We start from the raw sequence: 12286 nt of genomic DNA, 5'->3' as shown, positions 1-12286 counted from the left end.
ATTTTGGAGTAAAAAAGAAAAGCTTACTTCCTTCTCTCAACAAAAAATCGTTTCATTAGTTCCGAGGCTTCATTGGCCATAACCCCACGAACAACAACAGTTTTGGGATGCAATTGAGTTCCCATTTTCACAAAACCACGATGTTCATCGCTAGCACCATAAACAATTTTTGTAATCTGGCTCCAATACAAAGCGCCCGCACACATCTGGCAAGGTTCGAGCGTAACATAAAGCGTGCACTCTTTGAGGTATTTTCCGCCAAGGAAATTGGCCGCTGCGGTTATGGCTTGCATTTCGGCGTGAGCGGTAACGTCATTGAGCAATTCGGTCAAATTATGACTTCGGGCAATGACGGTATTATTGACCGCAATAATGGCTCCCACAGGAATTTCGCCTTTATCAAAAGCCATTTCTGCTTCTTGCAAAGCTTTCTTCATAAAATACTCGTCCGTAAAAATGTTTTCCATAAAACAAAAATACACTTTTGAACTAATTTTTATTACTTTTAAAGTTCATTTACTCAAAATCATGAACACCAATCACAAAATCACCATACCGAAACCCTGTAACGAAGATTGGGATAAAATGACACCAAATGATAGTGGAAGATTTTGCGGAAGCTGTTCCAAAAATGTAATTGATTTTACCACAATGTTACCTGATGAAATTCAAGTGTATTTTCAACAACACAGCAACGTTTGCGGTAGAATAAAACAATCGCAATTAGATTCAATCATTATTCAAATTCCAAATATCACGATTAATTCCAAAACAGATCGAAACCTTATTTTTTTACTTGTATTATTTCTAGTAATGGGAACTACTTTGTTTAGTTGCAAAGACCAAGATGGAAGTAAATATTCAATAAATAAAATTGAAATAATTAAAGACTCAACTATTCCTAAAAAAAATAAAACAAAAAAAAGGATAAATAAAAAAGCCGAATTTATAGCTGCGAATATAGCAAAAACCGAAATAGCAACAGAAGTAGGCTATGGCACTGGAAACCCTTATGATTACGGCATTGCGGGGGGAATAGGTTTAGAGCCCATGTTTAATATGCTTCCTGAATTCCCCGGAGGCTTACATAAATTCGAGAATTTTGTTAAAAAGAATTTTGTAATCCCAAAAAAAGCAAAGCACCTTGACGGAATAATAGATGCAACATTTATTATTATGAAAGATGGCACATTAGACTCTATAAATATATCAAACGACATCTGCTATGGAATCAATGAAGAATTGATTAGAGTTTTGAGTCAATCCGAAAAATGGAAACCTGGATTCGAAAATAACAAACCGACAAAGTTAAAATATCAGATATCTGTGGTTTTCAAACCTGATTCCATAAAAAAAACATTCTTCGGAACAAAAATGATTTCAAAAATTGACACAATTTCTATTAAACCAATACCTATTTTTAAAGATTAAAAATTCGTTTTTTTATCAAATCAACATGTGCCAATATTCTATATTAATAGATTTTTTATTTTATTTAAAAAAATGAACACCAATCACAAAATCACCATACCCAAACCCTGTAACGAAGATTGGCATAAAATGACTCCAAATGATAACGGAAGATTTTGTGAAAGTTGTTCCAAAAATGTAGTCGATTTTAGAAATATGTTACCCGATGAAATTCAAGTGTATTTTCAACAGCATAGCAACGTTTGTGGGAGATTCAAAAATACTCAGTTGGATTCTTTGACGATTCAAATTCCAAATCGAGTTTTATTTTCACAAACACACTATCGTAAAATATTTTTATTGGCTTTGTTTATTGCAATGGGAACGACTTTGTTTAGTTGTGCCGACAAAAACGGAAACAAACAAAAGATAGATAACGTTGAAGTTGTTGAAGATACTTTAGAAATGAATAATATGACTGTTGGTATGCGATTACCTCCAAAAACAGACCCGAATGATACTTTACAACATAATATTCCGCCACCTCCGCCAAAAATCGATCAAGTTAAGTTTGCAAAACCAATTATAAAACCAGCAGACAAAATCGAAATAGATGAAAACGAAATGCCAATAATAAAAGATTCTACAAAAACCAAAAACAAATAGATTTCAATTTAAAACCGTAAATTCGCTTTTTAAACTATAATGAAAAGCAACTTACTCCTACATATCCATTCCCCAATCGATTTACGCTTACTTGACGAAGCACAACTTCCTCAATTGGCTCAAGAATTACGCGATTTTATCATCAATATTGTTGCCACCAAAGAAGGGCATCTTGGCGCCAGTCTTGGTGTGGTGGAACTCACGATTGCTTTGCATTATGTTTTTAACACTCCTGAAGATTTATTGGTTTGGGACGTTGGTCATCAAGCCTACGGACATAAAATTTTGACCGAAAGAAGAACCATTTTTCACACCAACCGTCAATTGGGCGGTATTTCCGGTTTCCCTAAAAGAAGCGAAAGCATTTACGACACTTTTGGCGTAGGCCACTCCTCTACTTCTATTTCGGCGGCACTTGGAATGGCGATTGCTTCCAACTTAAAAGAAGATTTCGAAAAACAGCACATTGCGGTTATTGGCGATGCCTCGATAGCCTCTGGAATGGCGTTTGAAGGTTTGAACCACGCAGGAGTTACCGATGCTAATTTATTGGTCATTCTCAATGATAATGCAATCGGAATTGACCCAAGCGTAGGTGCGCTCAAAAAATATTTCACTTCCGTGAAAGAGGGAAAGAACCCGAAGCAAAATAACATGATTAAGTCCTTGAATTTCGAATACTCGGGACCGATTGACGGTAACGACATTTTTGCCGCGATCAAAGAATTGAAGCGTTTGCAAAAAATAAAAGGACCTAAATTTTTACACCTAATTACCACCAAGGGAAAAGGCCTCCAGCAAGCCGAAGAAAATCAGGTAAAATACCATGCCCCTGGTAAATTTGATGCCACAACTGGCGAAATTATCCCAAAATCGGAAGAAAATTTACCTCCAAAATACCAAGATGTTTTTGGCTTGACCATTTTAGATTTAGCTCAAAAGAACGAAAAAATTGTTGGTATTACTCCCGCCATGCCATCGGGAAGTTCCTTGAAATTCATGATGGACGCTTTCCCGAAACGCGCTTTTGATGTGGGAATTGCAGAACAACATGCAGTGACTTTGGCCGCTGGAATGGCTACACAAGGAATGATCGTGTATTGCAATATCTATTCTACTTTTTTACAGCGCGCTTACGATCAAGTGATTCATGATGTGGCCTTACAAGATTTACCCGTTGTTTTTTGTCTAGACCGAGCCGGTTTAGTTGGCGAAGACGGAGCTACCCATCACGGTGTTTTTGATTTGGCTTATTTGCGTTGCATTCCAAATATGATTGTTTATGCACCGCTGAATGAAATTGATTTACAAAACATTTTATATACTGCCCAATTAGGCTTAGAGCACCCTATTGCCATCCGTTATCCTCGTGGTCGTGGTGTTACCATTGATTGGAAAACCTCCCATTTTGGAAAATACGAGAAAATCGAAATCGGAAAAGCCAAGCAACTCAAAAGCGGGTCAAAAATAGCCGTTTTATCTACCGGAACTATAGGCAACAATGTCTCTTTGGCTCTAGCCAAAATACAACATCCTAAGAATTTTGCTCATTATGATTTTGCGTTTGTTAAACCACTAGACGAAAAAGAACTGCATACTATTTTTAGCAAATATGAATCTATAATTACTATTGAGGATGGAGTACTAAATGGAGGTTTTGGAAGTGCAATCTTAGAGTTTGCAGCAACTCATAAATATAGTAGTAAAATTCAGCTTTTGGGAATTCCTGATGTTTTTATAGAGCAGGGTTCTGTTGATGAACAACAACAATATTGCAAAATTTCCGTTGATTGTTTAGAAATAATTTTCTCAAGTTATTGAAATTAATTATTTTGCGCTCTTAAAATACCACCGTCCTAACTATGAGATTTTTAACCAAACCTTTACTAATTCTATTTTTACTATTTTCTGTATGTAGTTTCTCGCAAGTTAAAATAATTACAAGTTTACCTGATGTCACTCCTAACAACCCCATTGCAACGGCTAAGCCTGACACCATTTCGCATTGGACAAACAAAAACACTCTTGGTATAGACATTTCGCAAATTGCTTTTGTCAACTGGAGTGCTGGGGGAACAAGCTCCATAACCGGCTTACTAAAAGGGCACCTCAAACGAGATTATAAAGACGAATACCAAGTTTGGTCGAGTGAACTTCTTTTTAAATACGGTTTAAACAAACAAGAAGGAATTGAACTCAGAAAAACCGATGATGTCTTTAGAATTAACTCTACCTACGGCTACAGAAAAGACACTTTATCAAATTGGTACCATTCGGTAAAATTCAACTTCAACACCCAGTTCTCTAATGGATATAATTATCCCAATACGGAAAATCCCATATCAAAACCCTTTGCTCCCGCCTACACCTTTTTAGGGATTGGATCTGAGTACATTTACAAACCGGAAAAGTTAAATGTGTATTTATCTCCTCTAACATTAAAGAACACAGCCGTTCTAGACCAAACTCTAGCCAATAAAGGAGCCTATGGTGTAACCAAAGCAACCTACGACGCACAAGGAAATTTAATTTCCAAAGGAAAAAGATCAAAAACAGAAGTCGGTATTTTGGTAACGAGTTATATTGAAAAGGAAATAGCCACCAACATAACAATAAAAAACCGCTTGACATTATTTACAGACTACATTCATAATTTTGGAAACATAGACGTTGACTGGCAATTTCAAGCAGATTTTAAAGTAAACAATCACATTAAAGCCAACATTGGACTCAATTTAATCTACGACGAAGACATAGAAATCATAGAAATTGAAAACGGCGTATCTGTTAATAAAGGAGCCGAAATTCAATTAAAACAAGTTCTAGGAATTGGTCTTCAATATACTTTTTAAAACTAAAAAAGAGCCCGTTTGGGCTCTTTTTTAGTTTTAAAAAGTATAAGATCTAATCTATAATCATTTTTTCAACATAGTTCAACCCTTCTCCTTTCATGGTAAGGATATATACGCCTTTAGTAAGAGAACTTAGATCCAAGGATTTTTCGCCTTCAAAATCGGCATCTTTAAGAGTGTAAACAACTCTTCCCGTAATGTCATTAATTTGTATTGTAACCTTACCAACATATTGACTTGCCTGTATGTTTACAATACCTCTAGACGGATTAGGGTATAATTTCATCACCTCTTCATTTTCAAAATCTTTTACGGCAAGCACACAATTAGGCCCCATAGCTGGCATAGTAAAATCTTCGCCTTGATCATTTCCAATATTCGCATCCCCAGCAGAAGCATTTTTCCCTAACCCTCTTGCAGCAAAAACTTCCCAAATCATACAGTAATCCTTACCTCCAGTTATCGCTTGATCTGCAGCTATAATTGCATCTCTTCCGCTTACAAAAGTAGGACTACATGGTTGTAATTTTATCCCGTCTAGTACTACTTGCATCACTTTATTATTCCCTGCCTTTCCATTATATTTATTGTCATCGTAACCATATTTATTGATATAAGCCCAAGACAAGTCCCACAATACAGTAGCCCAAACAGCACCGGTTCCGTGTTCTTCTGTTTGTTCTACACCATCATCATCGGTATATTGAAATTTATTGGTATTCGCATACGTCATAGGATTTATCACTTTATCGGTAGAATAAGGATAATCTCTTATTCCAAGACCATCAGTAGATTGACTAGAAACATAAGTCCCAATACCTCTTCTGGCTGTACCTACATCTCCTGGTTTTAATTGCATCATCAATGCAATCCAATCTGACCATCCTTCTCCCATTTGATCAGTATTATCCAAACAATTTGAGTTGTTACGTCCACCTGCCAAACGAGTTGAAATACCATGTCCGTATTCATGGGCTATTATACCATTGTCAAAATCTCCATCAGAATTCACAAAAGAATTTAATTCCAATTGCAATTTTACGTTAACAGCTTGTGTTTTCATTTGTGTTATTAAAGATTCTCCAACTTCTTGAGTTACACTTATCGCAGGAATTGTAATGGCTGCATCAGCACCAGACATGGTGATTTCTCCAGCTTTATTATTCACTACGATTACAGCAATTGCTCCAGCATCTTGAGCAAATTTAACTTTTACTGCAAAATTACAACCACCTCTTCTAAGTATTGCAATTTTACCGTTTAAAGCAGCTCCATTAGCTGGCGCAAAACAACCCTCATCGGTTGGATTAGTAGCATTTACATACAATACTAAATCAGATTGCAAAAAAGACGGGGCAATAGGCAAATCCACACGACCTGGATTAAATCCATTTTGTCTTACTACATAACTTCCCGCTATAGACGAAGGAGAAGTAACTACCAAAGGTTTTATTGGAGGCGAATAATTCCATAAAAACATTTGCATTCTCGCATTTTGTCCGTCAACACCAGATGAAAAATTGGCATTGTTAATCTTTTGTGGACTAGCTACTGATGCATCTTGCGCATCGGCAAATACAAAATCATTACCCGCAGCGCCTTTACCATAATTATTTTTTTGAAAATTACCATTAATTTCGTCAAACCCATATTGGTACCATACATCATGCATCACATTATTCATATAGAACAAATTAGTGTTGGCAGCATTTAGTGAATTGGAAGCAGCTACATTTGTTCCTAAATATGGAAAATCAAACACTAATGAAGCACCTCCATCAGGACTTGTTCCAGCTGTATTGTTATCCCCATCCATATCATCTTGCGCCCAAACATTATTCCCTCTAGTGATAGTATATTCAGGGCCTAAAATACCATTCGTATCGTGCCATCCAAAAGGAGAGGCCGTTAAATTAGCTGGATTAGAAATTAATTTCCTAGCAGTATGATTGGGACTTTCATAATTAAACGGAACTACATTATAGCTCCCTTCATTAGCCACAGCAGTACTTTTTGAATACAACTGCCTGTAAGTTAACGGACTTGCATCTACCACAACATCAGCAGCAACTATTGAAATCTGCTTTTTTTTATCAAAATTACAAGAAAGAATATAATCCTTTTTTTCTAAAATCTTACCAGTCTGTGCATCTACACGAACACTCCATTTGTGCTCAGGAGCATTTGTATTTATAGTAAAATTCCAAGCCAAAACCAATGTTTTTTCTTTGGTTGTAAAATACACTAAATTAGCCGAAACAGGCTCTCCTTTTTCTAATCCATTGCTAATTAAAAACTTATAGTTACTTATAGTTTCCAAAATAGCAAATGGAGCCGTTCGCGAAATTTTTAATTGCTCATAGGCTTTTGTTAAGGCCTGTATTGCTGAGAGCGAAGGATAAGTAGCGTTTGCTTTTTTAGACACATTGGCAACAAATTTTTTCTCAGCATTCACAACCTGTCCATTCTTTATTGAAAAATTGGAAACGGATCTAAACAATTCGATGCCATTATATCTTTGTAGTACATAACAGTTGGTAATAGCCGAATTTGAAGTAGTTCCTTCACTTTCTATAATCCAATCATTCACATCACTTGCAGAAAGACCCGACTTAGCAGTGTTTGCATTTAAGTATTTTTGAATTATTTCTTTATTGGATTGTGAAAACGTAAGTAATGGGATTAAATAAAAGATTAAAAGGGTAATTTTTTTCATAAATCAGTTAGATTTGTTTAAATGTTAGTTATTACGCACAAACATAAACGTTTTTTACATTTATTTAACTTTGAGCAGCAGTTATTGTTTTAAAAAACAGTAAAGCGTTACCATCGGTAAGCAACGAAACAAAATGACAAATATGAAGCAATCTTTCGTATAAATTCTCCTTTTCCAAATGATGCTTTTCTGGCAACATTTTTAATATTAGCGCATCATAGTTCGACATTTTTCCTTCAAATTTATTATTGAATGCTGTAATGAATTTATCCAATAGCGTCTGGATAATCTGATACCCAACAATCTCTTTCTCTATAACTTCCCGGCTTTGATAGATATTCTTGACGCTTATTTTGATAATATCATCCATTTGGGCTTTGTATTTGCTTTTATCGGTTAAAGCAAAAGGGAATTGCCCATTCAGAATCGCTTCTTCATTTTCAACAAAGACTTTTACGGCATCGTTGATTAGACTTCCAATTGCCAAAGCACGCAAATAACTGATTCGGTCTTCTTTGGTTTCTAATGTTTTATATTTTGAAGTATCAATACTGTCTTTTACCAATTTGATTAAATATTCTAAAGCAAAATCTTCCGAAACCAAACCTAAATTGATGCCATCTTCAAAATCAATTATGGTGTAACAAATATCATCGGCCGCTTCTACCAAATAAGCAAGCGGATGTCTTTCAAAACCAATATCATCACCTGTTTTATTGGCAATCATTCCCATATCCGAAGCCACTTCCTGAAAGAAAGCTTTATCGGTTTGAAAAAAACCATATTTTTTATCGGCAATATTTCGGGTTGGTTTTTTCGGCAAACTCTCTTTGGGGTATTTCATAAAAGCACCAAGTGTTGCAAACGACAATCTCAAACTTCCCTCCACACCGGGTCTGGAACTATTTAGAACCGAAAATCCATTAGCATTCCCTTCAAAATCAATTAAGTCCTGCCATTCTTTATCGGTTAACTCATCTTTGTATTTTTGTCCTTTTCCAATAGAAAAATATTCGCCAATCGCTTTTTCTCCAGAATGTCCAAAAGGAGGATTCCCAATGTCATGTGCTAAGGATGCGGCTGCAACTATGGCACCAAAATCATTCATCTGATAGCCATGAACTTCTTGTAAATACGGATATTTCTCAATGATTTTCTTTCCGACCAATCGTCCCAAGGAACGCCCCACTACTGAGACCTCCAAACTATGTGTCAAACGGGTATGCACAAAATCCGTTTTAGAAAGCGGAATCACTTGTGTTTTGTCCTGTAAACTCCTAAAAGCAGCTGAGAATATGATTCGGTCGTAATCGACTTCAAAGCCCAAACGGGTTTCGTCTTGCTCGATTCTTAATCTTTTACCTGTGTCTCCTTGTCGTTTTAGTGATAATAATTGTTCCCAGTTCATTGTGATTTTTGATTGTAGATTAACGTCCCGATAATTATCGGGACGGGATTGATTTCGGATTTTAAAAAATCAAAAATACATTTTATTTTAAGACTTTCCTCAGCATTGAAAAATCTATTAAGATCAAATCCTAAAATAACAATTTAGCATTATCAAATAGCCAATGCCGTGCTGTGCTTGATTTCGCCCATTACGAAAACACTTTGGGTATTCCCTATATTTTCGATAGTAGACAGCTTGTTCATCACAAAATCCTGATAACTGGACATATCTTCGACCAGAATTTTCAACATAAAGTCGTAATCACCTGCAATGTTGTAGCATTCGATAATTTCCGGAAGCGCCACTATATCTTTCACAAAATTGCTTCCCACATTTCTGGCGTGTTCTTTGAGGCGGACATTGCAAAATACGGTCATCCCAAGATTGAGTTTTTTCTTGTCTAATAAAGCCACATACTTCATAATATACCCATCGCGTTCCAGTCTTTTGATGCGCTCATAAACGGGAGTGACCGTGAGAAATAATTTACTGGCCAGCTCTTTTGTATTGATATTGGAGTTTTCCTGTAGGTGTTTTAGGATTTGCAAATCGATAGTATCAATATTTTCCATAGTTTTTTTTACTGTCAGCATTCGATTACAAAGTTACATTTCGGACAAATTACTACCAAAACAACACCATACACATCATTTTACTGAATTAAGCTGCTAATTTAAGTTTAATTTCCCAATACAATAACTTTGCTCAGTAATAAATACTGACAGAAAATGAAAACAAACAATTTAGGTTACCCAAGAATTGGTAGCAACAGAGAATTAAAGAAGGCCAATGAATTGTATTGGGCTAACAAAATTTCAGCCGAAGAACTTTTGGCTACAGCCTCAGCAATCAGAAAACAAAACTGGCAATTACAAGCGGACAAAGGCATTGATTTAATCCCTTCTAATGACTTTTCGCTTTATGATCAAGTATTGGACTTGACGCTAACCCTTGGTGCAATTCCGGAACGCTACCAAGAATTTGCCCGCGCAAACAATTCGCTGGATTTGTATTTTGCCATGGCAAGAGGAGCTCAAAAAGAAGGGCAAGATGTGGTAGCGATGGAAATGACCAAATGGTTTGACACCAACTATCATTATATTGTTCCTGAGTTCACAAAAAACCAAAAATTCGAATTGTTTTCGACCAAAATAATCGCCGAATTTATAGAGGCAAAAAAACTAGGAATCGTAACAAAGCCCGTACTTATCGGACCTGTTTCTTACTTATTACTCGGAAAAGAAAAAGAGGAAGGTTTTCATAGAATTGACCTTATCGATAAACTACTACCAGTATATTTTGGGATTCTTAGCGCGTTACAAACCGAAGGCACAGAATGGATTCAGTTTGACGAGCCATTTTTGGCATTGAACTTGACAGATAAAGAGCGTAATGCCGTTACTTACGTTTACAATGAAATCAACAAAAAATTTCCTTCTTTAAAAATAATTCTAACTAATTACTTTGACTGTTTTGGAGAGAATCTTGACACTGTTTTGGCTTTGCCTGTACACACTTTGCATTTGGATTTGGTTCGTTGTTCGTCTCAGTTGGATGATATTTTAGAGTCTAATCTTTTATCCAAAGACGCGACGCTTTCTCTTGGGGTTGTTGACGGAAGGAACATTTGGAAAAATGATTTCAAAAAATCATTGGCTACTATCAAAAAAGCGACGGCTGCTCTAGGCAAAGACAGAATTATGATTGCTCCGTCTTGTTCGCTTATTCACAGTCCGTGCGATTTGGATCTGGAAACCAATGACCACACCTTGATTCCCGAAATCAAACAATGGCTGGCTTTTGCCAAACAAAAAATTGAAGAAGTTACGCTTTTAAAATCTTTTGCCTCGAATGAACAAGAAGCTGAAAGTTCACTGCGATTAATTGAAAACACAGTAGCGAATGAAAACCGCAAAACATCCAAACTAATACACAACCCTGCTGTAAAAAAACGTGTAGCCTCAATCACTGAAAAAGATTCAAAACGAGAAAACACGTTTGCCATTCGAAGAAAAAAACAAATAGAAGTATTGAACCTTCCTTTGTTTCCAACAACAACAATTGGTTCATTTCCTCAAACTACCGAAGTACGTAGCTGGAGAGCTAAGTTCAAAAGCGGCCAATTGAGTCAAAACGAGTATAATGATTTACTTCAAAAAGAAACCGAAGAAACGATTCGTTTTCAGGAAGAAACTGGCATCGATGTTTTGGTTCACGGAGAATTTGAACGCAACGATATGGTGGAATATTTCGGCGAGCAATTGGACGGTTTTACTTTTACCAAAAATGGCTGGGTTCAAAGCTACGGTAGCCGCTGTGTGAAACCTCCAGTAATTTATGGTGATGTTTCCAGACCAAATCCTATGACGGTAAAATGGGCTGAATTTGCGCAATCGCTTACGCCAAAATGGGTAAAAGGAATGCTAACCGGCCCTGTAACTATCTTACAATGGTCATTTGTCCGTAACGACCAACCACGTTCTGAAACCTGTACACAAATTGCTTTGGCGATACGTGATGAAGTTACCGACCTAGAAAAAGCGGGAATCAAAATCATTCAAATTGATGAACCCGCAATTCGAGAAGGATTGCCATTGCGCAAAGAAGAATGGGCTACTTATCTTGATTGGGCGATAAAAGCGTTTCGAATTTCGGCCAGTAGTGTAAAAGACGACACCCAAATTCATACTCATATGTGCTACAGTGAATTCAACGACATTATTCAAAATATTGCCGACATGGATGCCGATGTGATTACCATAGAATGTTCACGTTCACAAATGGAGCTATTGGATGTTTTTGCAGATTTTAAGTATCCGAATGAAATAGGCCCTGGAGTTTATGACATTCACTCGCCACGTGTTCCATCCCGTACTGAAATGGTAAAACTATTAGAAAAAGCTTCGGCAGTTATTCCTGTTGACCAGCTTTGGGTCAATCCAGATTGTGGCTTAAAAACAAGACATTGGGAGGAAACCAAAAAAGCTTTAATAGAAATGGTCGCTGCCGCAAAAGAAATGCGAGTTGCTACTGAGAATAGCGCAACGGTTTAAACCCAAATTTCGCATTAGACTTTATCCTAAAGACAAATTATAATTCATCTAAACCCCGAAAGGGGTGCAATGATTCTAGAAAGAGCAACCCAAATGTCCAAAACCCCGAAGGGGTGGAATTTTTACACAATTAATTAAA

9 protein-coding genes are annotated in these 12286 nt (G+C 36.5%); 5 read left to right on the top strand and 4 right to left on the bottom strand.

Translation table 11 applies throughout. The features are described 5' to 3' along the window. Nucleotides 1-23: 23 nt before the first annotated feature. Nucleotides 24-467 carry a nucleoside deaminase gene (locus FNW52_RS00380; protein ID WP_143375434.1) on the bottom strand — a complete coding sequence of 148 codons (444 nt, stop codon included), beginning with the start codon at nucleotides 465-467 and terminating at the stop codon, nucleotides 24-26. A 61-nt stretch (nucleotides 468-528) separates the two neighbouring features. On the opposite strand from FNW52_RS00380, the gene FNW52_RS00375 reads away from it, so the two are divergent. The 4 genes from FNW52_RS00375 (at nucleotide 529) to FNW52_RS00360 (ending at nucleotide 4928) form a co-directional block, all read left to right on the top strand. Beyond that, complete coding sequence (locus FNW52_RS00375) at nucleotides 529-1431, top strand: hypothetical protein (RefSeq protein ID WP_143375433.1); 903 nt, start codon at nucleotides 529-531, stop codon at nucleotides 1429-1431. A gap of 72 nt (nucleotides 1432-1503) precedes the next feature. Beyond that, the gene (locus FNW52_RS00370) at nucleotides 1504-2076 is read left to right on the top strand and encodes a hypothetical protein (RefSeq protein WP_143375432.1); all 573 of its coding nucleotides are present in this window, start codon (nucleotides 1504-1506) and stop codon (nucleotides 2074-2076) included. Nucleotides 2077-2115: 39 nt separating this feature from the next. Next, complete coding sequence (locus FNW52_RS00365; RefSeq protein WP_143375431.1) at nucleotides 2116-3897, top strand: 1-deoxy-D-xylulose-5-phosphate synthase; 1782 nt, start codon at nucleotides 2116-2118, stop codon at nucleotides 3895-3897. Nucleotides 3898-3938: 41 nt separating this feature from the next. After that, nucleotides 3939-4928, top strand: a complete 990-nt coding sequence (locus FNW52_RS00360; protein ID WP_143375430.1) for a DUF3078 domain-containing protein — start codon at nucleotides 3939-3941, stop codon at nucleotides 4926-4928. Between the two features lie 52 nt (nucleotides 4929-4980). On the opposite strand, the gene FNW52_RS00355 is transcribed toward FNW52_RS00360, so the two are convergent. From FNW52_RS00355 to FNW52_RS00345, 3 genes are all read right to left on the bottom strand, one after another. After that, complete coding sequence (locus FNW52_RS00355; RefSeq protein ID WP_143375429.1) at nucleotides 4981-7644, bottom strand: T9SS-dependent M36 family metallopeptidase; 2664 nt, start codon at nucleotides 7642-7644, stop codon at nucleotides 4981-4983. 64 nt (nucleotides 7645-7708) lie between these two features. Next, on the bottom strand, nucleotides 7709-9052 hold the full coding sequence (gene dgt, locus FNW52_RS00350; protein ID WP_143375428.1) for a dGTP triphosphohydrolase: 1344 nt from the start codon (nucleotides 9050-9052) through the stop codon (nucleotides 7709-7711). Nucleotides 9053-9204: 152 nt separating this feature from the next. Next, the gene (locus FNW52_RS00345; RefSeq protein ID WP_116761716.1) at nucleotides 9205-9666 is read right to left on the bottom strand and encodes an Lrp/AsnC family transcriptional regulator; all 462 of its coding nucleotides are present in this window, start codon (nucleotides 9664-9666) and stop codon (nucleotides 9205-9207) included. Nucleotides 9667-9822: 156 nt separating this feature from the next. Between FNW52_RS00345 and metE the strand changes: the two genes are divergently transcribed. Further along, nucleotides 9823-12147, top strand: coding sequence for a 5-methyltetrahydropteroyltriglutamate--homocysteine S-methyltransferase (metE, locus tag FNW52_RS00340; protein WP_143375427.1), 2325 nt, complete (start codon nucleotides 9823-9825; stop codon nucleotides 12145-12147). The last annotated feature ends 139 nt before the right edge of the window (nucleotides 12148-12286 follow it).

The sequence above is a fragment of the Flavobacterium sp. ZT3R18 genome (genome assembly GCF_007097385.1).
In the GTDB taxonomy this organism is placed as follows: Bacteria; Bacteroidota; Bacteroidia; order Flavobacteriales; family Flavobacteriaceae; genus Flavobacterium.
This window is presented reverse-complemented; position numbering and strand designations above follow the sequence as displayed.